This is a genomic window from Burkholderia sp. BCC0397 (assembly GCF_902832865.1).
Taxonomy (GTDB): domain Bacteria; phylum Pseudomonadota; class Gammaproteobacteria; order Burkholderiales; family Burkholderiaceae; genus Burkholderia.
On the sequence record NZ_CADFDL010000001.1, the window covers coordinates 352,172 to 376,732 of the forward strand.

A 24,561-nucleotide genomic window follows, 5' to 3' on the forward strand; every position below is an offset into this window, starting at 1 on the left:
AGGAGAACATCATGTCGACACCCGTGAACCGCCAGCTGCTGCTGAAGACGCGCCCGGAAGGGCGGGTCGGCCGCGAACATTTTTCGCTCGTCGAGACGCCGGTGCCGGCGCTCGCCGACGGCGAGGTGCTCGTGCACGTGCTCTATCTGTCGATGGACCCGACCAACCGCGTGTGGATGAGCGACGTGCCGCAGTACCTGCCGCCCGTCGCGATCGGCGAGGTGATGCGCGCGCTCGGCATCGGCCGCGTGGTCGCGTCGCGTCATGCGGATTTCGCGGAAGGCGATCTCGTGCAGGGGCTCGTCGGCTGGCAGGACTACGCGGTCGTGCCGGCCGAGCAGGCCGCGCAGCTCGTGAAGCTGCCCGCGCAGTCGGGCCTGCCGCTGCCGACGCTGCTCGGCGCGTGCGGGATGAGCGGGCTGACCGCGTACTACGGGCTGACCGACATCGCGCCGGTGCAGCCGGGCGAAACGCTCGTCGTGTCGGCGGCGGCCGGCTCGGTCGGCTCGATCGCCGGGCAGATCGGCAAGATCCACGGCGCACGGGTGGTCGGCATCGCGGGCGGCGCGGACAAGTGCCGCTACCTGACCGAGACGCTCGGCTTCGACGCGGCCGTCGACTACAAGGCCGACGATTTCCGCCAGCAACTGAAGGCGGCGACGCCGGACGGCGTGCACGTGAACTTCGAGAACGTCGGCGGCGAGGTGATGCGCGCGGTGCTGTCGCGGATGGTGATCGGCGGGCGTGTCGCGCTGTGCGGCGTGATCTCGAACTACAACAGCGGGCGCGCGGCCGACGACGTCGGCGTGCTGATCTCGAAGCGGCTGACGATGCGCGGTTTCCTGATCCTCGACTACCGCAAGAGCCGCGAAGCCGTGCAGACGCTCGCGGGCTGGCTGCGCGACGGCCGGCTCAAGGCCGAGGAAACCGTGGCCGACGGTCTCGAAAACGCGCCCGACGTGCTGAACCGCCTGTTCGACGGCGACCATCGCGGCAAGCTCGTGCTGCGCGTCGATCCGGACGCGTGACGAGCGTGTCATGCCTGTCGGATCGGGCCGCGGGCGCGTATCGACCGCGCTGAGTTCGATCGACGCGGCTGCAGTTTAGGACTTGTCCCATATATTGTCCGGGCCGCTCTCCCTACAGTGATTGCCAGCACACAGGCGGCGTGACCGACGCGTCACGCCGCCTGTTTTTCTGGTGACGCGGCAGAGGAGAGGGAACATGCGCAACAACGCGAAGCGGTCGGCATCGGCAACGGCAGTGGGCGCCGGAGCCGTGCGGAGGATGGTGTTCGGGCTCGGTGTCGTGCTCGCGATGTCGAACGCGATGGCGGCCGGACAGCCCGCGTCGGACGGCGTCGTGCGATTCACCGGTTCGCTCGTCGATCTCTACGACGTGACGCTCGATGCCCCGGCGGGCGTGCAGGTCGACGCGCGGGAGGCGGCCGACGGCGGGGCAACGGCCACGCTCCGGTTCGATGCGCATGGCCGGCGCTTGCCCGGTGCGCAGGTGGCGCTGGTCAAGCCCGACGGCGCGCCGTTCGCGCCGGACGGCGGCGCAGCGGTGCGTGTCACGTGGCGCGATGCGCGCGACGAACGAAGCGTGCGGCTGGCGCCGGGCCGGGTGCATCGCGTCGGCCCGTATGGCGGCGTGATGACGGTCGCGGCGGATGAAGCAACGGGCGCCGTGGCGCCCGTCGTGATCCATATCCGTCATCCTTGACCGGCGATGTCCGCACGCGTGCGGATCGCCGGCGGCCGGACGCGGGTCATTCGCCCTGTTCGGCGCGCGCGTAGATGTCCCAGCTCGCCATGAACAGCGCGGCGACGAGCGGCCCGATCACGAAGCCGTTGATGCCGAACAGCGCCATCCCGCCGAGCGTCGAGATCAGCACGACCCAGTCGGGCATCTTCGTGTCCTTGCCGACGAGGATCGGGCGCAGCAGGTTGTCGACGAGGCCGATCACGCCGACGCAGAACACGACGAGGATCACGCACTTCCAGACCGCGCCGATCATCAGCAGGTAGAGCGCGGCCGGCACCCACACGAGGCCCGCGCCGATCGCGGGCAGCAGCGACAGGAACGCCATCAGCGCGCCCCACAGCACGACACCCTCGATCCCGAGGATCCAGAAGATCAGGCCGCCGAGCGCACCCTGCACGAGCGCGACCGCGATGTTGCCCTTCACGGTCGCGCGCACGACGGTCGTGAATTTCGCGAGCAGCAGGTTCTTGTGCTCGTCGTCGAGCGGCAGCGCGCGGCGCACGCGGCGGCCGATCTCGCCGCCGTCGCGCAGCAGGAAGAACACCATGTACAGCATCACGCCGAAGCTCACGATGAACTGGAACGTGTTCTGGCCGATGCTGAGCGCCTGGGTCGCCGCGAACTGGCTGATCTGCGCGGCGCCGTCGGTCAGCTTCTTCTGGATGCCCGGGATGTTGGTCAGCCCGTATTTCTGCAGCAGATGCTGGATCGACGACGGCAGTGCGTGAATGATGTCCTGGAAGTACTGCGAATAGTTCGGCTGTGCGGTCTTGATTTCCTGGTACACGTACGCGATTTCCTGCACGAGCGTCCCGGCGACGAACACGAGCGGCAGGATCACGATCAGGATGATCAACGACAACGTGACGAGCGCGGCCAGGTTGCGCCGCTTGCCGAAGCGCGCGGCAAGCCAGCGCTGCACGGGCTGGAACAGGATCGCGAGAATGGTGCCCCAGAACACGGCGCCGAAGAACGGCGCGAGGATCCAGCAGAGTCCGACGGTGACCGCGAACAGCAGGAAGTAGAAGAATTTTTGGTGGTCTTGTCCGCTATCCATGGGTGGCATTCGCGCAGATTGATGCGTGGTTTGATTGAATCTCGTTGCCCTGTGCGCGATCGGTTCGCGAACGTCAGGGTTCACGGCGCAACGCGCCGCCGGGCGGCCCATGCGGAGTATGCCCGCAAAGGTGCCGCCATCATAGCCGCTGCGTGAGACACATGCGAAAACGCCGCGGCCGGGGCCGCGGCGCTGCCGGGAGGCGAATGCGGCGCAAAGGCCGCGTGCCGCATCGTCAGATGTGGAGCTTGGTGACCTTCGTGCCGTTCACCGACAGGTCGCCCATCAGGCCCGCGTTGGTCAGGACCAGCACTTCCACCGGTGCGGTGGCCGTGTTGGAGTCGACCGCGCCGTTCGCGCCCATCTTCACGACCGCGACGGAAGCGTCGGCGCCGGCCGACCAGCCTTCGGACTTGCGGAACGAGTCGAGCGCGTCCTGCGTCATGAACAGGAACACGACGGCCTTCGACTGCGCGCCTGCCTGCAGGCCGACCGACAGCGACGACGTGTTGTAGTAGCCGACGGTGCTGCCGCCGACGCGCAATGCGCCGTTGCCCGACTGGCCGCCGATGATGAAGCCGGCCTGCAGCACGTTCGGGAACACGAGCACGCCGCGCGATTTCGCGACGAGCTCACGTGAGCCCGGCACCGTCGAATAGAGACGCGACAGCGTCGCGTTCACGCTCGCGTCGATCGACTCGCGTTTCGATGCGCTGGTGGATGCGTTGTCGGATTTGTTAGGCGTGGTGGTGCAGCCGGCGAGGGCGAGGCTGCCGAGCATCACGGCAGCGGCGGCTTTCATGGCGAGGGATTTCTGCATGGCGGTTTCTCCTTCGTTGTCTGATTGAGGACGGACGGTGCGGGCAGCGGGGCGGCCGGCCCCGTTCAACGGCGGGAAAGGAGCAGCCCCGCGACGAACGCGAGGCCCGCGACGACGCCGGCGGTCTGCCACGGATTCTCGTGCACGACCTGCGACACGCGTTCGGCCGAATCGCGCAGCCGGGCGGCCGCGCTGCCCGACGCGTAGTCGAGCGCGCCACGCGCTTCGTCGATCCGCGATTGGATGCGCTTGCGCAGGGCGGCGATGTCGCCATCGCCATCGTTTTTCAGCAGATCCTCCAGTTCGTCGACCAGCCCGCGCAGATCGTCGCTCACGTCGGCATGCAGGTCGCGGGCGGCAGCGCGGGTCGTACGGCCCACGCGTCGGCCGGTGCGACGGATGTCGGACAGGCCGCGGTCCAGCTTGTGTTCGATCGAGTCGGTAAGCGCCATGGTGTTTATCCTCCTTTGATTCCAGGCCAATTTGAAGATAAGACGAATCCCAGCAACTAGTGTGATTCACTTGATCCGCTTGAGTTTCGAGACAAATTTTCAATTCGTCGGCGGGATCGCCCGGAAGCCCCGTCACGCGGGGCGGGGCGGCGGTTGAAAAAATTTCGCGTCTCGGGGCGAGGCAGCGTGTCGAGCAGCGGATCGCAGTGAAGGTCCGGTAAATATGGCGTTGCCGGGCCGTCAGGTAAATAGTGCCGTTGCAGGCCGCGTACTGATGCAATTGCACTAATCAACGCCAGATCGATGCGCACGATTCGTGCCCGCAGCCGACCGTGTACCGCTGCCGTCCAGCGCGACGTCGATGACGACGGGATCGTGGTCCGACGAGCGGTAGGCGTCGGGCGCGTAATAAGCCGACCGTCGCGCGGACGTTTTGTAATCGGGCACGGGTTGCAGGACGAGCGGTTCGTCCGCATTGATGTGCCAGAACCGCACGGCCTTCACGCGCGCGGCGAGCTGCGGTGTGGCGAGCGCATGGTCGAGATTGCCGGCTTCGCCGCGAAATACGTAGCTATACGCAGCATCGCCGACGAAGCGCGCGACCAGGTTCGTGTAGCCGCGCGCTTCGAGCGCGCGAACCGGGTCTTCCTTCGCATAACTGTTCAGATCGCCGATCAGCAGCACGCCGTCGGCCGCGACACCCGTCGGCGACGTGGCGAGCCAGTCGGCGACGCGCGCGGCCGCCCGCGTGCGTGCCGCATTCCAGCAGCCCTGGCCGTCGGACTGGTCGAGATCGACGCCGCTCGCATGCGGGCAGTTCTTCGACTTCAGGTGATTGACCGCGACCGTGAACGCGCGTGTGCCGCCGATGCGCCGGAACGTCTGCGCGAGCGACGGGCGGTGCCGGCCGCCGAGTGCGATGGTGGCGGCGCGCCCGACCGGCTCGACCGCGCGGCTGTCGTACAGCAGCGCGACCGCGATCGCGTCGCGGCCCAGCCGCGCGGTGCCGGGATCGACCGCGCGCCAGCCGTCGCCGAGTTGCGCGGCGAGACGCCTCACGGCGCTCGCGTCGCCGTGGCCGTTGTTCGCGATTTCCATCAGCCCGATCACGTCGGCGCGCAGCGCGCGCAACGCCGCGACGATCTTCGCTTCCTGCCGCGCGAACGCGGCGGGCGTTTTCGCGCCGCGGTTGGCCGGCGCGTCGAATCCGCCGCCATGCCCGTCGCCGTTGAAATAGTTGAAGACGTTGAACGATACGACGCGCACGTCGGCTTCGGGATGCCGGGGCGGTGCCGCGGTGCGCGGGTTCGCGGCGGCATCGAATACCGGTGCTGTGCCGGCCACCGGTTGCAGCCGCCATGTGCCGTAGCGCCACTCGAGCACGCCTTCGACGCCGCGTACCGTGTAGCCCGCGCGCAGCGTGTTGGCGGCGCTCAGCGCGGGCGGCGGATAGCGGACGCTCGCCGGGTCGCGGCGGCTCGAACCGTCGTCGAGCACGATGCGGTTCAGTGCGTTGGCCGCTACCTGTGCGGCAGCGTCGGCCGGCAGGGCGACCTGGGTCGGCACGCGCAGCCGGCCGTTGCTCAGCACGATGCTGCCGTAACGGCCGAGTTCGTAGGTATCGCTGACCGTCAGCGTTTGCGGCAGGCGTACGCGCATGGCTTCGTGAGCGGCCAGGACGGCGGGCGACGCGACCGGCAGCGTGAGCGTTGCCGGCGTGACCGTCTGCCCGCGTGCGCAGACGGCCATGCGGCCCGACAGCGTGAACTGTGTCCGGCCGTATCGTTCGTCGACCTTGCCGGTCAGGTGCACGAGATCGCCGGGTTCGGCGCGCGCGTTCGGCGCGTAGACGAACAGGCCTTCCGGAACGCCCGGCCGGCGTTGCCGCTGCGCGTCGGCCTGCTGGACGAAGAAGCCGCCCAGGCCGTCGGCGCCGCCGAACGCCGCGGTGACGACCGCTTCGATCGACGTCGTTTGCCCGGCGAGCGGCGACGGACCGCCGGCGCGGCGGATCTCGGCAATCGCCGTGGCTGCGCCGCCGCAGCCGCTGCTGACCGGCAGCGCGGCGGCGGCCGGCCGGGCGAAGCCGGCCGCGGAGAGCACGACGGACGACACCACGAACAGCGCAACGGCAAACAGGGGGAGCGGGCGTGACATGAGACGGTCCACAGGATGAAAATCCGACAGTTCGGGACCGCATCTTGAAGGCAAAATGTCAGGCCGCGGCCGAAATGGCCGTCCGGCCAGTGCCGGATGGCCAACGATGCGGCAAGCGGCTCCGCGGCTGTTACGCTTTCGCATCGGGCGTCGCATGCCGCTCGCCCGGCGCATGCCGCCGCGCCCCGTCCCCACAGGAGAAATCCATGTCTTACATGCTGTTGATTGTCGAACCGACCGAACAGCGCGCCGAGCGCACGCTCGACGAAGGTCAGGCGCTCTATGCGCGGATGGTCGATTTCGCCGAGTCGTTGAAGGCGCGCGGCGTGCTGCGTGGCGTCGAGTCGCTCGAACGGTCGGAGCGCGGCACGCGCGTGCAGGTGCGCGACGGCGAGACGCGGCTGCTCGACGGTCCGTTCGCCGAGGCGAAGGAGATGGTCGGCGGTTTCTTCCTCGTCGATGTCGACACGCGCGAAGAAGCGATCGAGATCGCGCGCCAGTGCCCGGCCGCGCAATGGTGCACGGTCGAGGTGCGCGCGGTCGGCCCGTGCTTCCTGTGAGCGTCGCGACTCGGTATTTACCCTGATTCGTCGTGGCGCGTGTCGATCCGGCCGTCTTCCGCCCGTCGTCCGGGTAAGGCGCTGCGGAACGGGCGCCGCTTTCCACCGACGACAAGGAGTGAACGATGCGATTCATGATCATGATCCGGGCGAACGCCGTCAGCGAATCCGACGCATTGCCGGACAACCGGCTGGTCGAGGCCATGACGGTCTATCACGAGGAACTGGCGAAGGCCGGCGTGCTGCTCGACGCCAACGGCCTGAGGTCGAGCGCCCACGGCTGGCGCGTGCGCTACACGGGCGGCAAGGGCACGGTGATCGACGGCCCGTTCGCCGAAACGAAGGAGCTGATCGCCGGCTATACGCTGATCCAGGTGCGTTCGCGCGACGAGGCGCTCGAATGGACGCGCCGGTTCCCCGCGCCGTTCGGCGCCGAGCTCGATTGCGAGATCGAGGTGCGGCCGCTGTTCGAGCTCGACGACCTTACGCCGAGCGATGCGGTCGAGCGGTTCCGCGATCTCCACGTCGGCCGCAGCCACGCCTGAATCCAACCTCACCGGGAGCACCCGTCATGCACAAGATGGTTTTCATCAACCTGCCGGTAGCCGACCTGCCGCGCGCGAAGACGTTCTACCAGGCGCTCGGCTTCGAGGTCGTGCCGGCCTATACCAACGAGCAGGCCGCCTGCATCCAGATCAGCGACACGATCTTCGCGATGCTGCTCGTGCGGCCGTTTTTCCAGACCTTCACCGACAAGACCATCATCGATCCGGCGACGCACATCCAGGTGTTGTCGTGCCTGTCGTGCGACAGCCGCGCCGAAGTCGACGCGATCGTCGCGAAGGCGCTGGCGGCCGGCGGGGCCGCGCCGCAGGCGCCGCGCGAGTACCCGAACATGTACGGCCACGGCTTCACCGATCCGGACGGCCACACTTGGGAGCTGATGGCCATGCCGCTGGATGCGTCGGCCCAGGGGCAGGCGTCGTGACGCATGAGGCGACGCATCGTGCGATCGAAGCGGTCTGGCGAATCGAGGCGCCGAAGATCATCGCGCGCGCCGCGCGCGTGGTGCGCGACGTCGGCGTGGCCGAGGAGCTGGCGCAGGACACGCTCGTCGCGGCGCTCGAGCACTGGCCCGTCGACGGCGTGCCCGACAACCCGGCCGCCTGGCTGATGACGGCCGTGAAGCGTCGCGCGCTCGACCGCGTCCGGCAGGAGTCGCTCCATGCGGCGAGGCGCGACCAGCTCGGTCACGAGATGGACGCGCTCGAAGCGCATGTCGTGCCCGACATCGCGGACGCGCTCGCCGACGCGACCGACGACGACATCGGCGACGATCTGCTGCGGCTGATCTTCACGTCGTGCCACCCGGTGCTGTCGACCGACGCGCGCGTCGCGCTGACGCTGCGGCTGCTCGGCGGGCTGACGACGGGCGAGATCGCGCGCGCGTTCCTGACGCCCGAGCCGACGATCGCGCAGCGGATCGTGCGCGCGAAGCGCACGCTCGCGGCCGCGCACGTGCCGTTCGAGGTGCCGGCCGCCGACGCGCGGCCCGCACGGCTCGCGTCGGTGCTCGAAGTGATCTATCTCGTGTTCAACGAAGGCCATGCGGCGACGGCGGGCGACGACTGGATGCGTCCGGCGCTATGCGACGAGGCGTTGCGGCTCGGCCGCGTGCTGGCGGGGCTCGCGCCGGACGAAAGCGAAGTGCTCGGGCTCGTCGCGCTGATGGAGCTGCAGGCGTCGCGCATGCATGCGCGCATCGACGCGCAGGGCCGGCCCGTGCTGCTGCTCGACCAGGACCGCAGCCGCTGGGATCCGTTGCTGATCCGGCGCGGCCTCGCGGCGCTGGAGCGGGCGACGAAGCTCGGCGGCGTGCGCGGGCCGTATGCGCTGCAGGCCGCGCTCGCTGCGTGCCATGCGCGTGCGCGGCACGCAGCGGACACGGACTGGGCGCAGATCGTCGCGCTGTATGACGCACTCGCCGAAGTCGCGCCGTCGCCGGTCGTCGAGCTGAATCGCGCGGTGGCGGTGGGGATGGCGTTCGGGCCGGCCGCGGCGCTCGAACTCGTCGACGGGCTGCGCGACGATCCGGCGCTGGCGCGCTATCACTGGCTGCCGAGCGTGCGCGGCGATCTGCTCGCGAAGCTCGGCCGCGCCGACGAGGCCAAGCTGGAGTTCCGCCGCGCGGCGGAACTGACGCGCAACGAGCGTGAGCGCGAATTGCTGCTCAAGCGCGCGATGGATGCTTGACGCCTGGCGCATGACGAGCGCGGCACCGTGCGGCGCCCGTCTTTCTGGCCATCCGCCGCTCCGCACCCGACACTATCGCCCGCATTGAAAAAGCCTATTGGGGGATGCGAACGCAAGCGCCTAGATTGAAGAGCACGATGCGCGCCCGGCGCACGTATCGTTCCCCACATATCTGATCGGCCCGGCGTCGCACGCGGCCGCGCCGACTCGAACGGAGGCGCAAATGGCTCAACTCAAGGGCAGCAAAACCGAAGAGAACCTGAAGGCCGCATTCGCGGGCGAATCGCAGGCGAATCGGCGCTATCTGTATTTCGCTTCGAAGGCCGACGTCGAGGGGCAGAACGACATCGCCGCGCTGTTCCGCTCGACCGCCGAAGGCGAAACCGGGCATGCGCACGGCCATCTCGAATACCTGGAAGTCGTGGGCGACCCGGCCACGGGTTTGCCGTTCGGTTCGTCGCGGCTGAATCTCGAATCGGCGATCGCCGGCGAAACGCACGAATACACCGACATGTATCCGGGCATGGCGAAGACCGCGCGCGACGAAGGCTTCGACGAAATCGCGAACTGGTTCGAGACGCTCGCGAAGGCCGAGCGCAGCCACGCGAACCGCTACACGAAGGCGCTCGACAGTCTCGTCGACTGACGGGCCGCCGCGGGTCGCACGGCATCGCCGTGCGACCGGCACGCGGCCGGCTGTTCGTTCATCGCCGCCCGCACCGTGCGGGCGGTGCGCTTGCGCACATGCGCGCCACGCGGGAGCGCCCCATGCCCCACAAGGAAGGCAGTCTCGAAGCGCCGACCCGGCATCCGCTCGACTGGCAGTCCGAAGCGTTCTACGACCAGGCCGCGATCGATGCGGAAATGACGCGCGTATTCGACATCTGCGCCGGCTGCCGGCGCTGCGTGTCGCTGTGCGGCGCATTTCCGGCGCTGTTCGACCTGGTCGACGACACGCCGACGGGCGACATCGACGAAGTGCCGAAGGCCGCGTTCGGCAAGGTCGTCGACCAGTGCTATCTGTGCGACCTCTGCTACATGACGAAATGCCCGTACGTGCCGCCGCACGCATGGAACGTCGACTTCCCGCACCTGATGCTGCGCGGCAAGGCCGCGCGTTACAAACGCGGCGAAGCGACGCTGCGCGACAAGGTGCTGTCGAATACCGATGCGCTCGGCCGTCTCGCGGGCATTCCGGTCGTCACGCAGGCGGTCAACGCGGTGAACCGCACGCCGCCCGCGCGCCACGCGCTCGAAGCGGCGCTCGGCGTCGACCGCAACGCGTGGCTGCCGGAATTCGCGCCGCGCACGTTCCGGCGCGCCGCCGAGCGCTCGGACAACCCGCCCGTGCGCGACGGCGAACGCACGCCCGGCAAGGTCGCGATCTACGCGACGTGCTACGTGAATTTCAACGAGCCGGGGATCGGCCACGACCTGCTTGCGATCCTCGCGCACAACGAGATCCCGTACGAACTCGTCACGCGCGAAGCGTGTTGCGGGATGCCGCTGCTCGAGCAGGGCAATCTCGACGGCGTCGCCGCGAAGCGGGCCGTCAACATCCCGGTGCTCGAGCGCTACGCGCGCGAAGGCTATGCGCTGATCGGCGCGATCCCGAGCTGCGTGCTGATGTACAAGAGCGAGCTGCCGCTGATGTTCCCGGGCGACGAAGCCGTGCGCGCGGTGGCCGACGCTTTCTGGGACCCATTCGAATACGTGATCGCGCGGCATCGCGACGGGCTGCTGAAGACCGATTTCAAGACCGGCCTCGGCACCGTGTCGTATCACGTGCCGTGCCATGCGCGCGTGCAGAACATCGGCCGCAAGACGGCCGATGCGCTGTCGCTCGTGCCCGATACGCGCGTGAACGTCGTCGAGCGGTGCTCGGGCCACGCGGGCACGTTCGGCGTGAAGAAGGCGTTTCATGCGGACGCGATGCGCATCGGCGCACCGGTATTCAAGGCGATGGCCGAGCCGCGGCCGGATGTCGTGTCGTCCGACTGCGCGCTCGCCGGCCATCACATCGTGCAGGGCATCGACGAGAAGGGGCTGCCGCCAGCGCCGCTCGCGCATCCGCTGACGCTGTTGCGCCGCGCGTACGGCATCTGAGCCGCTGCCGGCCATCCACGAGGATATCCATGACGCTGACCCGCGACTCCCTGCTGACGCTCGAAGCGTACGCGAAGATCCGCAAGGCCGAACACGCGCGGCTCGTCGCGTACAAGCGCCGCCGCGCGGTGGCGCTCGGCAACCACCTGCGTTTCCTGTTCGAGGACGAGACGACGATCCGCTACCAAATCCACGAGATGCTGCACATCGAGAAGATCTTCGACGAAGCCGGCATCGAAGGGGAGCTCGACGCGTATCTGCCGCTGGTGCCCGACGGCACCAACCTGAAGGCGACGATGCAGATCGAATACGAGCACGAGATCGAACGGCGCGCGGCGCTCGCGCGGCTGATCGGCGTCGAGGATCGCGTGTATCTGCGGGTCGACGGGCACGCGAGCGTCTACGCGATCGCTGACGAGGATCTCGAGCGCGACAACGGCGAGAAGACGTCGGCCGTGCACTTCGTCCGCTTCGAGTTCGATGCGCCGATGCGCGCGGCGCTCAAGGGCGGGGCGGCGCTGTCGATCGGCTGCGATCACCCGGCCTATACGATGCCGCCGCAGCGCGTCGACACGGACGTGGCCGCGTCGCTGGCCGGCGATCTGCGCTAACGCCGCCATTCATCACCGCCGCCGCGTGCCGCGCACGCCGGCTCCCGCCTTTCCGTTCCGACCCGAAACCGGCGTGCCGCATGCGATGCGGCGCGCCGGTTGGCCTATTGCCGCGAAGATGTAACAAGCGTGACGGATTTGCATGCGGGGACACAGTGGGCGCAATGCGTCAGCGTGTTTTCATCACTCGCAGAGAAACAATAAAAAGATTGTGCATGGAGATAATTCGATTCAACGGGAATCGAATGATTTACCGATTCATGAATATCTTGTTACGAATTTTTCCCTGATTTACCGATTTCAGGGAGCAATCCCGGTGATTGTTGCCGGGAGGGGTCGGAGCAGCCGGTAACAGCCTATTCGAGGGCATTCTTCAGACGCTGCGGAGCCCCGCCAGACGGGCCTTTGCAGCCGCCGGCATAAAGATCTCGCAAAAAAATTCAAGCGTAAATGGTTTGCCCGCCCATGGCAGGTTGTTTCAGTGCGTAACATTAAGTCATTGTCATATTGAGATAAACCCTGAGGATGGTATGCTTCGTGCACAAAAATTCCCACATTGGAGTGAGACCGCGATTTGTGCGCCATTGCCGGGAATCGCGGCACCGTGAAAGTGCGGTGTCGCCCGGTATGCACAACGCCGGATAACCATAATGTGCAACCTGGGCCGCCCTGCGACGCGATGTGTCGCGACGGCGCCGCCAATCGCAGCCCCGGCCTGGCTGCGTGGAGAGATCGACTATGTTCTTCGATGAGCTTAACGATGAAGAGTGGTTTCGCCTTTCAGCGCTGATCGCCGATGAACCCATCCGGCTGAACCGTCGTGGGCGTCCACGCGCCGAACCGCGCGTCGTCGCCAACGCGGTGCTCTGGATCCTGACGACCGGGGAAGCCTGGTCAAAGCTGCCCGGTCGCTATCCGTCCGGGCCGACGTGCCGCCGCCGCTACGAAGAGTGGCTCGCGAACGGCACGCTGCTGAAGATGATCGACGTGCTGACGCAGTTCAGCGGGCGTACGTTCGCGTATATTCCGCCGCCGCCGGAGGCGGTCGTGCCGGCCCGCCGCGCGGAGCCGGTGCCCGACAACGACCGTCTGCGCGGCGTGTTCTGGCAGAACCCCGAGTCGTGGCAATTGCCGGTTGCGCAGGCAAACGTTTGGGAGGGCGAGGGTGCGTCGCTGAGCACGATGCCGGACGACCAGGTGGACGGCCGCTCCGACGTGTCGTTCACGGTGCCCGGCGCGCCGGCCGCGGAGTTGCGCCATGTGCGGGCGTCGGCGGCGAGCTTTGCCGCGGCCGAGCCGCAGGTCGACGAGTATCGCGGCTATACGATCAGCGGCATCGCGCAGCCCGTGCAGAACCTGATGTATCGCGCGTGGGCCGAGATCTCGCAGGACGACCGGCGCGTCGAACGCTCGGGCCTGATCGGCCCGCGTTTCACCGACGCCGAGGAAGCCGAGCAGTACGCGCTCGAGTGGGCGCGCCAGTGGATCGATCGCCACGGTGCGAGCGACGCGCCGGCGTGCGAGCCGCAAGGCGAAGTGCTGGCCGGTTTGTCGGCGCTGGCGCGCGCGGAATCGGACATCAAGCGCTTCATCGCCGAGCGTCGCGCGGGCGCGTTGTCGGAAAGCCGCAACGATCCCGTGCAGTCGTCGGAGCGTCGCGAATACGCATACCGCGTGGGCTGATCGCCGTTGCCGTGTCACGCGCGGGCCGTCGTGTGCCACGATGCCCGCGCGCAACTCCAGTGTCTCCATCTCTTGCCTTACCCGGGCGCCGCTGTCGAAGCGGCGCCCTTTGGTGCATGGCGTTACTGTCTGCCGTAGGTATCGTCGAAGCGGACGATGTCGTCCTCGCCGAGATACGCGCCCGACTGCACTTCGATCAGTTCGAGCGGCATCTTGCCCGGGTTCTCCAGGCGGTGCGATACGCCGAGCGGAATGTACGTCGATTCGTTTTCGGACAGCAGGAACGTTTCGTCGCCGCGCGTGATCCGTGCGGTGCCGCGCACGACGATCCAGTGTTCGGCGCGGTGGTGATGCATCTGCAGCGACAGTTGCGCGCCCGGCTTCACGACGATGCGTTTCACCTGGAAGCGCTCGCCCGTGTCGACCGAGTCGTAGTGGCCCCACGGACGATGCACCTTGCGGTGATCGGTCGCTTCGGAGCCTTGCCGCGCCTTGATGTGCCCGACGATCTTCTTCACGTCCTGCACGCGCGATTTATCCGCGACGAGCACGGCGTCGGGCGTTTCGACGACGACCAGGTTCTGCGTGCCGACGCAGGCGACGAGCCGGCTTTCCGAATGCGCGAACGTCGATTCGGCGCCTTCGAACAGCACGTGGCCGCGGCCGACGTTGCCGGTGTCATCCTTCGGCGAGATCTGCCAGATCGCGTCCCACGAGCCGACGTCCGACCAGCCCGCGTCGAGCGGCACGACGACGCTTTCGCACAGTTGCGGCAGGCTCGCGAGCGGTTCCATCACCGCGTAGTCGATCGAATTCGACGGCGACGCGGCGAATGCGTCGCGATCGACGCGGAAGAAATCGCCGTCTTCCTTGCCCTGCGCGACGGCCTGTTCGCAGGCCGCGTAGATCGCGGGTTCGAGCTGCTGGATCGCCTTCAGCCAGACCGACGCGCGCACGATGAAGATGCCGCTGTTCCACCAGTATTCGCCCGACGCGACGTACTGCTGCGCGAGTTCGAGGTGCGGTTTCTCGACGAAACGGTCGAGGCGGCGTACGTCGAGGGGGCCGGTTCCGGCGTCGCCGAGCGGCGCGCCGACGCGGATGTAGCCGTAGCCGGTTTCCGCGTGCTTCGGCACGATGCCCATCGTCGCGATCTTGCCTTGCGCCGCGCAGTGCACGCCGGCCGCGACGGCCGCGTGAAAGCGCGGCACGTCCGCGACCGCATGGTCGGCCGGCATCACGGTCATCACCGCGTCGTTGCCGCCGGCGACGAGCCGCAGCGCGGCGAGCGTCAGCGCGGGCGCGGTGTCGCGGCCGAGCGGCTCGAGCATGATCGTCGCGTTCTTGGCCGTCAGGCGCAGCTGTTCGGCGGTCGTGAAGCGGTGATCCTCGCCGCAGACGATCAGCACGTCGTCGTTCAGCGGATGATCGGCCGTCAGGCCGTCGAGGCGCAGCGCGGTGGACTGCAGCAGCGAATGATCGCCGAGCAGGCCGATCAGCTGTTTCGGAAAACGCTCGCGCGACATCGGCCACAGGCGCGTGCCGGAACCGCCAGCGAGAATCACGGGCTGCACGGCGAGACGTGTGCCGGCTGCGGGCATACCGGCTGCGGGTGCGGCGGAAGAAGAATGGCGCGTTTCGGCGACCACTGCCGGAGCATTCATGATGACACTCTCCACGGTTGAAGTCAGTGCCTGTCGTTGTAGCATGAAGTAAATCGACAATAAAACCGGACCCAATGCCGGATATCCGCTACGCATTGATCCGGGAGAATTTTCCGCGATAGCACCGGCCGGCAATAAAAAAATAAAAAATAATTCCGGGCGCCGGCCGGACATGACCGCCCGCAAAGGGCGAGCGGAAAGCGTAAAGATCCCGAAAAAATCCCCGTTCCCGACCGATTCGGGAAAACCTGCCGATTTAATTAAAAAAGATCGCGGCAAGAATTTCCGATTATTTTTCGAAATACTTGTGCGCTTGAGGCGGAATTTTCTTGTCGGTTCAATAGCGTCATGCAACGTTTGAATCGAATGTGCGGCACGGGCTGCACAAGGCGCTGTTCGGCAAACGCCTGTTCAAAGAAGAGGAAACAGACATGTTGAGCGTGCTGGCGAGAGTCATCGATATCGCGATGGTCGTGACGGGCGCGCTGATCGCGGCCGCGCTGCACGACGGCAGCATCGGGCTCAACGACCTGCAGCGCACGACGGTGCTGTTCGACTGCCTGCTGGTCGTCGTGTTCTTTCCGGCCGTCGGCATCTACCAGTCGTGGCGCGGCAAGCGTCTCGTCGGGCTGGTGGTCCGCGTGGCGTTCGCGTGGCTCGCGGTCGAACTCGCGGGCATCCTGATGAGTTTCAGCTTTCACCAGTCGGGCGACCTGTCGCGGCTGTGGCTGGGGTACTGGGCGCTCACGACGATGGCGCTGCTCGCCGGCTCGAAAGCCTGCGTGCACGTCGTGCTGCGGCAGTTGCGCCGCGGCGGCTACAACCTGAAGGCGGTCGCGATCGTCGGCGGCACGCCGGCGGCGCGGCGGCTGATCGCGCAGATGCGGGCGCGGCCGGAAGCCGGCTTCAACCCGGTGTGCGTGTACGACGAAAGCGAGGCGCCGGGCGAAGTCGCGCTCGACGACGTGCGCATCGAGCGGCAGTTCGAATCGCTGGTATGGCTGGTGCGCAGCCGCGCGATCAGCGAGCTGTGGCTCACGCTGCCGATCACGGAGGAGCGCCGGATTCACCAGATCGTGACGGTGTTCCGCCACGACTTCGTGAACATCCGCTTCATCCCGGACGTGCGCACGCTGTCGTTCTTCAACCAGGAAGTGGTCGAGGTGCTCGGCGTGCCGGCGATCAACCTCGCGGCGTCGCCGATCACCGACGTGCGGATCCTGCCGAAGTTCGTGTTCGACCGGCTGTTCGCGCTGGCGGCGCTCACCGCGCTCGCGCCGGTGATGCTGCTGATCGCGGCCCTGATCAAGCTGACCTCGCGCGGGCCGGTGTTCTTTCGGCAGAAGCGCAAGGGCATCGACGGGCACGAGTTCGAGATCTACAAGTTTCGCTCGATGAAGGTGCACCAGGAAGTGGCCGGGCAGGTCACGCAGGCAACCAAGAACGACTCGCGCGTGACGCCGGTCGGCCGGTTCCTGCGCCGCACGAGCCTCGACGAGCTGCCGCAGTTCATCAACGTGCTGAAGGGCGAGATGTCGGTGGTGGGCCCGCGCCCGCATGCGCTTGCGCACGACGACATCTACAAGGATCTGGTCAAGGGCTACATGTTCCGCTACCGGATCAAGCCCGGCATCACCGGGTGGGCGCAGATCAACGGCTTTCGCGGCGAGACCGACCAGATCGAGAAGATGATGGGCCGCGTGAAGCTCGACCTGTACTACATGCAGAACTGGTCGTTCTGGCTCGACATCAAGATCGTCGTGCTGACGCTGTGGAAAGGCTTCACCGGCAGCAACGCGTACTGACACCGACGCGCTGCGTCACGCAGGTATTCCGGTTTTTCCGAATTTCGAATCATTGGTCAAGGGGTCCGACACATCATGAATCTGACTATCATCGGCAGCGGTTACGTAGGGCTTGTCACCGGCGCCTGTCTCGCCGACATCGGGCACGACGTGTTCTGTCTCGACGTCGACCAGGCAAAGATCGACGTCCTGAACAACGGCGGCGTGCCGATCCACGAGCCGGGCCTGAAGGAAGTGATCGCGCGCAACCGCTCGGCCGGCCGCCTGCGCTTCTCGACCGACATCGAGGCCGGGGTCGCGCACGGCGACGTGCAGTTCATCGCGGTCGGCACGCCGCCCGACGAGGACGGCTCTGCCGATCTGCAATACGTGCTCGCGGCGGCGCGCAACATCGGCCGCTACATGACCGGTTTCAAGGTGATCGTCGACAAGTCGACGGTGCCGGTCGGCACGGCCGAGCGCGTGCGCGCGGCGGTCGCCGAGGAGCTCGCGAAGCGCGGCGGCGACCAGATGTTCTCGGTCGTGTCGAATCCGGAATTCCTGAAGGAAGGCGCGGCCGTCGACGATTTCACGCGGCCGGACCGCATCGTGATCGGCTGCGACGACGACGTGCCGGGCGAGCGCGCCCGCGAGCTGATGAAGAAGCTCTACGCGCCGTTCAACCGCAATCACGAACGCACGCTGTACATGGACGTGCGCTCGGCCGAGTTCACGAAATACGCGGCGAACGCGATGCTCGCGACGCGCATCTCGTTCATGAACGAGCTGGCGAACCTCGCCGACCGCTTCGGCGCGGACATCGAGGCCGTGCGCCGCGGAATCGGCTCCGATCCGCGCATCGGCTACCACTTCCTGTACGCCGGCTGCGGCTACGGCGGCTCGTGCTTCCCGAAGGACGTCGAGGCGCTGATCCGCACGGCCGACGAGCACGGCCAGTCGCTGCAGATCCTGAAGGCCGTGTCGTCGGTCAACGCGACGCAAAAGCGCGTGCTCGCCGACAAGATCGTCGCGCGTTTCGGCGAGGACTTGAGCGGCCGCACGTTCGCGCTGTGGGGCCTCGCGTTCAAGCCGAACACCGACGACATGCGCGAAGCGCCGAGCCGCGAGCTGATCGCCGAGCTGCTGTCGCGCGGCGCGCGCGTCGCGGCCTACGACCCGGTCGCGCAGCAGGAAGCGCGCCGCGTGATCGCGCTCGATCTCGCCGATCACCCGAGCTGGCTCGAACGCCTCACCTTCGTCGACGACGAGGCGCAGGCCGCGCGCGACGCCGACGCGCTCGTGATCGTCACCGAATGGAAGGCGTTCAAGAGTCCCGACTTCGTCGCGCTCGGCCGCCTGTGGAAGACGCCGGTGATCTTCGACGGCCGCAACCTGTACGAGCCGGAGACGATGAGCGAGCAGGGCATCGAGTATCACCCGATCGGCCGGCCGGGCTCGCGCCAGGCCGTCGCCGCCCGCGTGCCGGGCGCCGCGCGCGCCAGCGCGTAACCCGTTTTACGTCACTCGTTACGAGACGCCATGTTCCGGAACATCCTGATCGTCTGCCACGCGAACGTCTGCCGCAGCCCGGCGGCGGAAATGCTGTTCAAGTCGCACGTCGCGTCGCGCGGCGGCCCGCGTCCGACGTTCCATTCGGCTGGCGTGCACGCGAACGACGGCGACGGCATCGATCCGGTGATGCGGCAACTGCTCGCCGAGCGGGGCGTCGATGCGACGACCCACCGCTCGCGGCGGCTGTCGCGCCGGATCGTGCGCGACGCCGACCTGATTCTCGTCAGCGAGCGCGATCAGATCAAGGCCGTCGAATCGGTCGATCCGTTTGCGCGCGGCAAGGTCCACCTGCTGGGCAAGTGGGAGGACGCCGAGATCGCGGATCCGCATGGCGGCCCCGAGGCCGACTATCGCGAGAGCTACTCATTGATCGAACGTCTGGTTCAAGGATGGCTGCAAAAACTATGCTGAAACGTCCCATGCGCCCGCTGGCGCTCTCTGTCGCGCTGACGACTTTCCTGTCGGCCTGCGCGACCGCGCCCGGCAACTACCTCGACTCGTCGAACCTGAAGGACGAAGGCCGGCAGGAAGCGGCCGAGACCTATCCGGTTCATTACATCGACGCCAAAGTGGTGATGGACCAGCTGCAGAAAGCGCAGGTCGACCATCCGCTGCCGCCCGGGCGCTATACCGATCCGTCGCAGTACACGTATCGCGTCGGCCCGCAGGACATCCTCGGCGTCACCGTGTGGGACCACCCGGAGCTGACGACGCCGCAGGGCCAGTCGTTCTCGAGCGGCGGCAACACGACGCAGTCGGTCGCGGGCGCGCTGCAGCAGCCGTATACGACCGCGCTGCCGGGCCAGGCCGATCCGTACGGCCAGACCGTGTCCTCCGACGGCACGATCTTCTTCCCGTTCGTCGGCCGCATTCGCGTGGCGGGCAAGACGGTCGCGCAGATCCGTGAAGAGATGGCGTCCAGCCTGTCGCGCTACGTGAAGAATCCGCAGCTCGACGTGCGCGTGCTGTCGTTCCGCAGCCAGAAGGTGCAGGTGACGGGCGAGGTGAAGCAGCCGGGCCCGCTCGCGGTGAGCGACGTGCCGCTGACGCTCGTCGACGCGATCTCGCGCTCCGGCGGCTCGACCAACGAGGCCGACCTGCAGCGCGTGCGCCTGACGCGCGACGGCAAGCTGTACACGCTCGACGCGAACGGCGTGCTCGATCGCGGCGAGGTGAAGCAGAACGTGATGCTGCAGCCGGGCGACATCGTCAACGTGCCGGACCGCAGCGACAGCCGCGTGTTCATCATGGGCGAGGTCAAGACGCCGGTCACGGTGCCGATGCTCAAGGGCCGGCTGACCATCGCCGATGCGCTGACCGCGGGCGGCGGGATTCTCGACACCGACGCGAACCCGCGCAAGATCTACGTGATGCGCGGGATGCGCGACAACCCGACGAAGCCCGAAGTGTTCCGTCTCGACATGACGCAGCCCGATGCGCTGATGCTGTCGAGCCGCTTCCCGCTTCAACCGCTCGACGTCGTCTACGTCAGCACGGCCAGCTCGGTGCAGTTCAACCGCGTGCTGCAGCAGGTGCTGCCGACGATCCAGACGATCTTCTACATGCGGCAAATCACGCGCTGATAGCCCGCCGGGGCGGCGCCTCCGCCCCGGCACCACTCAAGCGGGAACGAATGGTGAACACGCAAGCGAAACACTCCTACGCGGACCTGACCGCGAAAACCGAGGAAGAGGACTTCGTCCTCGGCCAGTTGCTCCAGGTCATCATGGACGACATCTGGCTGCTGCTCGGCATCGCGGTGACGGTCATCGCGTTCGCCGGCCTCTATTGCTTCATCGCGAAGCCGGTCTACCAGGCGGACGTGCACGTGCGGGTCGAGGGCAACGACAACACGTCGCAGGCGCTCACGCAGACGCAGACGGGCGCGTCGATCAACAGCGGCCCGCAGCAGGCGCCGACCGATGCGGAAATCGAGATCATCAAGAGCCGCGGCGTCGTCGCGCCGGTCATCGAGCAGTTCAAGCTGAACTTCTCGGTCGCGCCGAAGACGCTGCCGGTGATCGGCAGCCTCGCCGCGCGCCTCGCGACGCCCGGCGAGCCGTCGCGGCCGTGGCTCGGCCTGAAGTCGTATGCATGGGGCGGCGAACTCGCCGACGTCGACTCGATCAGCGTCGTGCCGGCGCTCGAAGGCAAGAAGCTGACGCTGACGGCCGGCCCGAACGGCACCTATTCGCTGGTCGACGAGAACGGCACGCGGCTGCTGGCGGGTCGCGTCGGCGAATCGGCACAGGGCGGCGGCGTGACGCTGCTCGTGCAGAAGCTCGTCGCGCGCCCCGGCACGCAGTTCACCGTGGTGCGCTACAACGATCTCGACGCGATCAGCGGCTTCCAGGCCGGCATCCAGGTGACCGAGCAGGGCAAGCAGACGGGCGTCGTGCAGATCTCGCTCGAAGGCAAGGACCCGGACCAGACCGCCGCGATCGCGAACGCGCTCGCGCAGTCGTACCTGAACCAGCACGTGGTCGCGAAGCAGGCGGAAGCGACCAAGATGCTCGACTTCCTGAAGGGCGAGGAGCCGCGCCTGAAGGCCGACCTCGAGCGCGCGGAAGCCGCGCTGACGCAGTACCAGCGCACGTCGGGCTCGATCAACGCGAGCGACGAGGCGAAGGTCTACCTCGAAGGCAGCGTGCAGTACGAACAGCAGATCGCCGCGCAGCGCCTGCAGCTCGCGTCGCTCGCGCAGCGCTTCACCGATTCGCACCCGATGGTGATCGCCGCGAAGCAGCAGCTCGCCGAGCTGCAGGGCGAGAAGGACAAGTTCAGCAACCGCTTCCGCAGCCTGCCGGCGACCGAAGTGAAGGCGGTCCAGCTCCAGCGCGACGCGAAGGTCGCCGAGGACATCTACGTGCTGCTGCTGAACCGCGTGCAGGAGCTGTCGGTGCAGAAGGCCGGCACGGGCGGCAACATCCACCTCATCGATTCGGCGCTGCGTCCGGGCGCGCCGGTCAAGCCGAAGAAGGTGCTGATCCTGTCGGCCGCCGTGTTCCTCGGGCTGATCCTCGGCACGGGCGTCGTGTTCCTGCGTCGTAACCTGTTCCAGGGCATCGAGGATCCGGATCGCATCGAGCGCACGTTCAACCTGCCGCTGTACGGGCTGGTGCCGCAAAGCGCCGAGCAGGTGAAGCTCGACGCGGCGGCGGAGAAGGGCGGCGGCCGCGCGCGGCCGATCCTCGCGAGCCTGCGTCCTAAGGACCTGAGCGTCGAAAGCATGCGCAGCCTGCGCACCGCGATGCAGTTCGCGATGATGGACGCGAAGAATCGCGTGATCGTGCTGACCGGCCCGACGCCGGGCATCGGCAAGAGCTTCCTGACGGTCAACCTCGCGGTGCTGCTCGCGCATTCGGGCAAGCGCGTGCTGCTGATCGACGCCGACATGCGTCGCGGGATGCTCGACCGCTACTTCGGCCTCACCGTGCAGCCGGGCCTGTCCGAGCTGCTGAGCGATCAGTCGCCGCTCGAGGATGCCGTGCGCGAGACGCCGGTGCAGGGCCTGTCGTTCATCGCGGCCGGCACACGCCCGCCGAATCCGTCGGAGCTGCTGATGTCGACGCGCCTGCCGCAATACCTCGAAGGGCTCGGCAAGCGCTACGACGTCGTGCTGATCGATTCGCCGCCGGTGCTGGCGGTGACCGACGCGACCATCATCGGCCGCATGGCCGGCTCGACCTTCCTCGTGCTGCGCTCGGGCATGCATACCGAAGGCGAGATCGCCGACGCGATCAAGCGCCTGCGCACCGCGGGGGTCGACCTGGAAGGCGGGATCTTCAATGGCGTGCCGCCGAAGGCGCGCGGCTACGGCCGCGGCTATGCGGCCGTGCACGAATACCTGAGCGCTTGATCGCATTGCACGAAACCGGGCCGGCGCGCGCCGCATCGGCCCGGCCGAATGGAGAACCCTCGATGAAAATTTCCGTGCTCGTTCCGACCTATCGGCGTCCCGCCGACCTCGCGCGCTGCCTGCTGGCGCTGCAGCGGCAGCAGCGGCTGCCCGACGAGGTGATCGTCGTCGCGCGCCCGGAGGACGACGCCACGCACGAACGGCTCGCCGATCCGGCGGTCGGCGGCGCGCTGCCGCTGCGCATCGTGCCGGTCGACGTGGCCGGGCAGGTCGCCGCGCTGAACAAGGGGCTCGACTCGGTGAACGGCGACATCGTCGCGATCACCGACGACGATGCGGCGCCGCACCCCGACTGGCTCGCGCGCATCGAAGCCGCGTTCCTGTCCGACCCTCGCGTGGGCGCGGTCGGCGGCCGCGACTGGGTGCACGAGAAGGGCCGCCTGCTCGACGAGTCGCGCGAGCTCGTCGGCCAGCTCACGCTGTCCGGCAAGATCATCGGCAACCATCACCTCGGCGTCGGCGGCGCGCGTGAAGTCGACATGCTGAAAGGCGCGAACATGAGCTACCGCCGCGCGGCGATCGAACGGCTGCGCTTCGACACGCGGCTGCGCGGCGCCGGCGCGCAGGTGCACAACGACATGGCGTTCAGCATGGAAGTGCAGCGCGCGGGCTGGACGCTGCTGTACGACCCGGCGATCGCCGTCGATCATTTCCCGGCCGAGCGCTTCGATGACGACCGGCGTGATGCGGCGTCGCTGAACGCGATCAGCAACGGCGCGTACAACCTGCAACTGACGCTGCGCGAGCATCTGCCGCCGGTACGGCGCGAGATCGCGTGGTGGTGGTGGGCGCTGATCGGCACGCGCGTCTATCCGGGCTTCGCGCACGTGCTGCTGTCGCTGCCGACCGCGCGGCGCGCCCGCGTGCTCGCGCACTGGCGCGCGGTGCGCCGCGGCGCACGCGATGCGCGCCGCACGAACCTCGCCCCCCACCGTGCGGCGATGCCGCCGGTGACGTCTTGAACGGCCTGCGCGCATCGCGCGCGGCCACGCCCGGAGGGCTCGCATGACCACGAAGGCTGCAACGAAAGTTCACGTCCATTTGTTCTACGGCGCCGATCCGCGTACCTACCGGAAAGGCGACGACATCGGCTGCCTGTATGGCTATCACCACGCCGAATCCGACGAATTCCGGCTGACCTATTCGCAGGACGGCGGCGAGAACCGCGTCGCGAGCCTCGCGCGTCGCGCGCTGAAGGCGGCGCTCGGCTTCGACGTCGTGCATGCGTGGCGCAACCGCGCGGCGCTGCTCGATACCGACGTGATCTGGACGCACACCGAGCAGGAGCATCTGGCCGCCGCGCTGATCCTCAAGCTCGCCGGCGCGCAGGGCAAGCGCCCGCTGCTGCTCGCGCAGAGCGTGTGGCTGTTCGACAAGTGGGGCAGCTTCGGCGGCCCGCGCCGCTGGCTGTACCGCAAGCTGCTCGCGCGCGCCGACGCGCTGACCACGCTGGCTCGCGACAACGCCGAGCTGTGCCGCCGCTATCTCGGGCGCGAAGTCGAGTTCGTCTATTACGGGCTGAACACGCAGGACTTCCCGCCGGTCGAGCCGCAGCAATGGCAACCGAACCGGCCGCTGCGGATCGCGGCGATCGGCAACGACCGCGACCGCGACTGGCGCACGTTCCTCGCCGCGTTCGGCGGCGACGCGCGCTACGACGTGCAGCTCGCGACGCGCCGCCGCGTGCCGCGCGAATGGCACGCGCCGAACGTGAAGATCGGCCCGGCGTCGGGGCTCGCGAAGCAGCACGAGCTGTACGCATGGGCCGACGTGATCGTCGTGCCGCTGCGGCCGAATTTCCACGCGTCGGGCATCACGGTGATGCTCGAGGCGGCGGCCGTCGGCAAGCCGATGATCGTGTCCGACGTGGGCGGCCTGAGCGACTATTTTCCGCACGATACGGCCGCCTATGTGCCCGCGTTCGACGCGCCGGCGATGCGCCAGGCCGCCGACCGCTTCATCGCCGACCCGGTGGCGGCGCTCGACTGTGCGCGGGCGGCCGCCGCGTGCCTGCGCGAACGCGACCTGACCACGCAGGCGTTCGCCGAGCAGCACGTGCGGATCACGCGCGACATGCTGCGCCGGCGCCGCACGCCCGCGGCGGCCGGCATGGCGATGCCGCTCGCCGATTCGCGTCCTTCGTCGCAGTGAGCGCG

General features: G+C 67.8%; 22 protein-coding genes. 17 read left to right on the forward strand and 5 right to left on the reverse strand.

Going from position 1 to position 24,561, the window contains the following annotated elements; all coding sequences use genetic code 11:
* Positions 1-11 precede the first annotated feature (11 nt).
* Positions 12-1,028, forward strand: a complete 1,017-nt coding sequence (locus HWX03_RS01660) for an NADP-dependent oxidoreductase (RefSeq protein WP_175870023.1) — start codon at positions 12-14, stop codon at positions 1,026-1,028.
* Positions 1,029-1,224: 196 nt separating this feature from the next.
* A complete protein-coding gene (locus HWX03_RS01665) occupies positions 1,225-1,725 on the forward strand; it encodes a thioesterase (protein WP_175870024.1) in 501 nt (166 codons plus the stop codon).
* 46 nt (positions 1,726-1,771) lie between these two features.
* Here the strand turns inward: HWX03_RS01665 and HWX03_RS01670 are convergent, their stop codons facing one another.
* From HWX03_RS01670 to HWX03_RS01685, 4 genes are all read right to left on the reverse strand, one after another.
* Complete coding sequence (locus tag HWX03_RS01670) at positions 1,772-2,824, reverse strand: AI-2E family transporter (protein WP_174433258.1); 1,053 nt, start codon at positions 2,822-2,824, stop codon at positions 1,772-1,774.
* Between the two features lie 235 nt (positions 2,825-3,059).
* On the reverse strand, positions 3,060-3,644 hold the full coding sequence (locus tag HWX03_RS01675) for a YSC84-related protein (protein ID WP_174433259.1): 585 nt from the start codon (positions 3,642-3,644) through the stop codon (positions 3,060-3,062).
* Between the two features lie 65 nt (positions 3,645-3,709).
* A complete protein-coding gene (locus HWX03_RS01680) occupies positions 3,710-4,096 on the reverse strand; it encodes a DUF883 family protein (protein WP_174433260.1) in 387 nt (128 codons plus the stop codon).
* A gap of 285 nt (positions 4,097-4,381) precedes the next feature.
* Positions 4,382-6,253, reverse strand: a complete 1,872-nt coding sequence (locus HWX03_RS01685; protein WP_175870025.1) for an ExeM/NucH family extracellular endonuclease — start codon at positions 6,251-6,253, stop codon at positions 4,382-4,384.
* Positions 6,254-6,459: 206 nt separating this feature from the next.
* Here HWX03_RS01685 and HWX03_RS01690 point away from each other — a divergent pair, with 206 nt between their 5' ends.
* The 8 genes from HWX03_RS01690 (at position 6,460) to HWX03_RS01725 (ending at position 13,466) form a co-directional block, all read left to right on the forward strand.
* Positions 6,460-6,813: a YciI family protein gene (locus HWX03_RS01690; RefSeq protein WP_006482933.1), complete on the forward strand. Its 354-nt coding sequence runs from the start codon at positions 6,460-6,462 to the stop codon at positions 6,811-6,813.
* Between the two features lie 125 nt (positions 6,814-6,938).
* Positions 6,939-7,358, forward strand: coding sequence for a YciI family protein (locus tag HWX03_RS01695; protein WP_006482945.1), 420 nt, complete (start codon positions 6,939-6,941; stop codon positions 7,356-7,358).
* 26 nt (positions 7,359-7,384) lie between these two features.
* Positions 7,385-7,801, forward strand: a complete 417-nt coding sequence (locus HWX03_RS01700; protein ID WP_175819106.1) for a VOC family protein — start codon at positions 7,385-7,387, stop codon at positions 7,799-7,801.
* Positions 7,798-9,066, forward strand: a complete 1,269-nt coding sequence (locus HWX03_RS01705; protein ID WP_175870026.1) for an RNA polymerase sigma factor — start codon at positions 7,798-7,800, stop codon at positions 9,064-9,066. The genes HWX03_RS01700 and HWX03_RS01705 overlap by 4 nt, the downstream gene beginning before the upstream one ends.
* 223 nt (positions 9,067-9,289) lie before the next feature.
* A complete protein-coding gene (locus HWX03_RS01710; protein ID WP_175819108.1) occupies positions 9,290-9,712 on the forward strand; it encodes a rubrerythrin family protein in 423 nt (140 codons plus the stop codon).
* Between the two features lie 122 nt (positions 9,713-9,834).
* A complete protein-coding gene (locus HWX03_RS01715; RefSeq protein WP_175870027.1) occupies positions 9,835-11,172 on the forward strand; it encodes a heterodisulfide reductase-related iron-sulfur binding cluster in 1,338 nt (445 codons plus the stop codon).
* 29 nt (positions 11,173-11,201) lie between these two features.
* Positions 11,202-11,783 carry a DUF3501 family protein gene (locus HWX03_RS01720; protein ID WP_175819110.1) on the forward strand — a complete coding sequence of 194 codons (582 nt, stop codon included), beginning with the start codon at positions 11,202-11,204 and terminating at the stop codon, positions 11,781-11,783.
* Positions 11,784-12,521: 738 nt separating this feature from the next.
* The gene (locus tag HWX03_RS01725) at positions 12,522-13,466 is read left to right on the forward strand and encodes a DUF6566 family protein (protein WP_175819111.1); all 945 of its coding nucleotides are present in this window, start codon (positions 12,522-12,524) and stop codon (positions 13,464-13,466) included.
* 122 nt (positions 13,467-13,588) lie between these two features.
* On the opposite strand, the gene HWX03_RS01730 is transcribed toward HWX03_RS01725, so the two are convergent.
* On the reverse strand, positions 13,589-15,130 hold the full coding sequence (locus HWX03_RS01730) for a mannose-1-phosphate guanylyltransferase/mannose-6-phosphate isomerase (RefSeq protein ID WP_175870028.1): 1,542 nt from the start codon (positions 15,128-15,130) through the stop codon (positions 13,589-13,591).
* Positions 15,131-15,561: 431 nt separating this feature from the next.
* On the opposite strand from HWX03_RS01730, the gene HWX03_RS01735 reads away from it, so the two are divergent.
* The 7 genes from HWX03_RS01735 (at position 15,562) to HWX03_RS01765 (ending at position 24,556) form a co-directional block, all read left to right on the forward strand.
* Positions 15,562-16,935, forward strand: coding sequence for an undecaprenyl-phosphate glucose phosphotransferase (locus HWX03_RS01735; protein ID WP_175819113.1), 1,374 nt, complete (start codon positions 15,562-15,564; stop codon positions 16,933-16,935).
* A gap of 75 nt (positions 16,936-17,010) precedes the next feature.
* Complete coding sequence (locus HWX03_RS01740) at positions 17,011-18,423, forward strand: UDP-glucose/GDP-mannose dehydrogenase family protein (protein WP_175819114.1); 1,413 nt, start codon at positions 17,011-17,013, stop codon at positions 18,421-18,423.
* Positions 18,424-18,453: 30 nt separating this feature from the next.
* Positions 18,454-18,897 (forward strand): low molecular weight protein-tyrosine-phosphatase, encoded by a 444-nt coding sequence (locus HWX03_RS01745; protein ID WP_174387446.1) that lies wholly within the window; start codon positions 18,454-18,456, stop codon positions 18,895-18,897.
* Positions 18,891-20,069 (forward strand): polysaccharide biosynthesis/export family protein, encoded by a 1,179-nt coding sequence (locus HWX03_RS01750; protein WP_174433268.1) that lies wholly within the window; start codon positions 18,891-18,893, stop codon positions 20,067-20,069. Before HWX03_RS01745 ends, HWX03_RS01750 begins: the two co-directional genes overlap by 7 nt.
* 50 nt (positions 20,070-20,119) lie before the next feature.
* Positions 20,120-22,345, forward strand: a complete 2,226-nt coding sequence (locus HWX03_RS01755; RefSeq protein WP_175819115.1) for a polysaccharide biosynthesis tyrosine autokinase — start codon at positions 20,120-20,122, stop codon at positions 22,343-22,345.
* Positions 22,346-22,407: 62 nt separating this feature from the next.
* The gene (locus tag HWX03_RS01760; RefSeq protein WP_175870029.1) at positions 22,408-23,367 is read left to right on the forward strand and encodes a glycosyltransferase family 2 protein; all 960 of its coding nucleotides are present in this window, start codon (positions 22,408-22,410) and stop codon (positions 23,365-23,367) included.
* Between the two features lie 43 nt (positions 23,368-23,410).
* Entirely contained in the window at positions 23,411-24,556 is a 1,146-nt protein-coding gene (locus HWX03_RS01765; protein WP_175870030.1) for a glycosyltransferase family 4 protein, read from the forward strand.
* Positions 24,557-24,561 lie beyond the last annotated feature (5 nt).

What these genes read in the sequence shown, in the direction of transcription:
- HWX03_RS01715 (WP_175870027.1), top strand. Translation starts at nt 9,835, where the DNA reads ATGCCCCACAAGGAAGGCAGTCTCGAAGCGCCGACCCGGCATCCGCTC.
- HWX03_RS01740 (WP_175819114.1), top strand. Translation starts at nt 17,011, where the DNA reads ATGAATCTGACTATCATCGGCAGCGGTTACGTAGGGCTTGTCACCGGC.
- HWX03_RS01760 (WP_175870029.1), top strand. Translation starts at nt 22,408, where the DNA reads ATGAAAATTTCCGTGCTCGTTCCGACCTATCGGCGTCCCGCCGACCTC.
- HWX03_RS01725 (WP_175819111.1), top strand. Translation starts at nt 12,522, where the DNA reads ATGTTCTTCGATGAGCTTAACGATGAAGAGTGGTTTCGCCTTTCAGCG.
- HWX03_RS01695 (WP_006482945.1), top strand. Translation starts at nt 6,939, where the DNA reads ATGCGATTCATGATCATGATCCGGGCGAACGCCGTCAGCGAATCCGAC.
- HWX03_RS01665 (WP_175870024.1), top strand. Translation starts at nt 1,225, where the DNA reads ATGCGCAACAACGCGAAGCGGTCGGCATCGGCAACGGCAGTGGGCGCC.
- HWX03_RS01710 (WP_175819108.1), top strand. Translation starts at nt 9,290, where the DNA reads ATGGCTCAACTCAAGGGCAGCAAAACCGAAGAGAACCTGAAGGCCGCA.
- HWX03_RS01735 (WP_175819113.1), top strand. Translation starts at nt 15,562, where the DNA reads ATGTTGAGCGTGCTGGCGAGAGTCATCGATATCGCGATGGTCGTGACG.
- HWX03_RS01690 (WP_006482933.1), top strand. Translation starts at nt 6,460, where the DNA reads ATGTCTTACATGCTGTTGATTGTCGAACCGACCGAACAGCGCGCCGAG.
- HWX03_RS01765 (WP_175870030.1), top strand. Translation starts at nt 23,411, where the DNA reads ATGACCACGAAGGCTGCAACGAAAGTTCACGTCCATTTGTTCTACGGC.
- HWX03_RS01745 (WP_174387446.1), top strand. Translation starts at nt 18,454, where the DNA reads ATGTTCCGGAACATCCTGATCGTCTGCCACGCGAACGTCTGCCGCAGC.
- HWX03_RS01730 (WP_175870028.1), bottom strand. Translation starts at nt 15,130, where the DNA reads ATGAATGCTCCGGCAGTGGTCGCCGAAACGCGCCATTCTTCTTCCGCC.
- HWX03_RS01685 (WP_175870025.1), bottom strand. Translation starts at nt 6,253, where the DNA reads ATGTCACGCCCGCTCCCCCTGTTTGCCGTTGCGCTGTTCGTGGTGTCG.
- HWX03_RS01755 (WP_175819115.1), top strand. Translation starts at nt 20,120, where the DNA reads ATGGTGAACACGCAAGCGAAACACTCCTACGCGGACCTGACCGCGAAA.
- HWX03_RS01680 (WP_174433260.1), bottom strand. Translation starts at nt 4,096, where the DNA reads ATGGCGCTTACCGACTCGATCGAACACAAGCTGGACCGCGGCCTGTCC.
- HWX03_RS01675 (WP_174433259.1), bottom strand. Translation starts at nt 3,644, where the DNA reads ATGCAGAAATCCCTCGCCATGAAAGCCGCCGCTGCCGTGATGCTCGGC.
- HWX03_RS01720 (WP_175819110.1), top strand. Translation starts at nt 11,202, where the DNA reads ATGACGCTGACCCGCGACTCCCTGCTGACGCTCGAAGCGTACGCGAAG.
- HWX03_RS01670 (WP_174433258.1), bottom strand. Translation starts at nt 2,824, where the DNA reads ATGGATAGCGGACAAGACCACCAAAAATTCTTCTACTTCCTGCTGTTC.
- HWX03_RS01700 (WP_175819106.1), top strand. Translation starts at nt 7,385, where the DNA reads ATGCACAAGATGGTTTTCATCAACCTGCCGGTAGCCGACCTGCCGCGC.
- HWX03_RS01750 (WP_174433268.1), top strand. Translation starts at nt 18,891, where the DNA reads ATGCTGAAACGTCCCATGCGCCCGCTGGCGCTCTCTGTCGCGCTGACG.
- HWX03_RS01660 (WP_175870023.1), top strand. Translation starts at nt 12, where the DNA reads ATGTCGACACCCGTGAACCGCCAGCTGCTGCTGAAGACGCGCCCGGAA.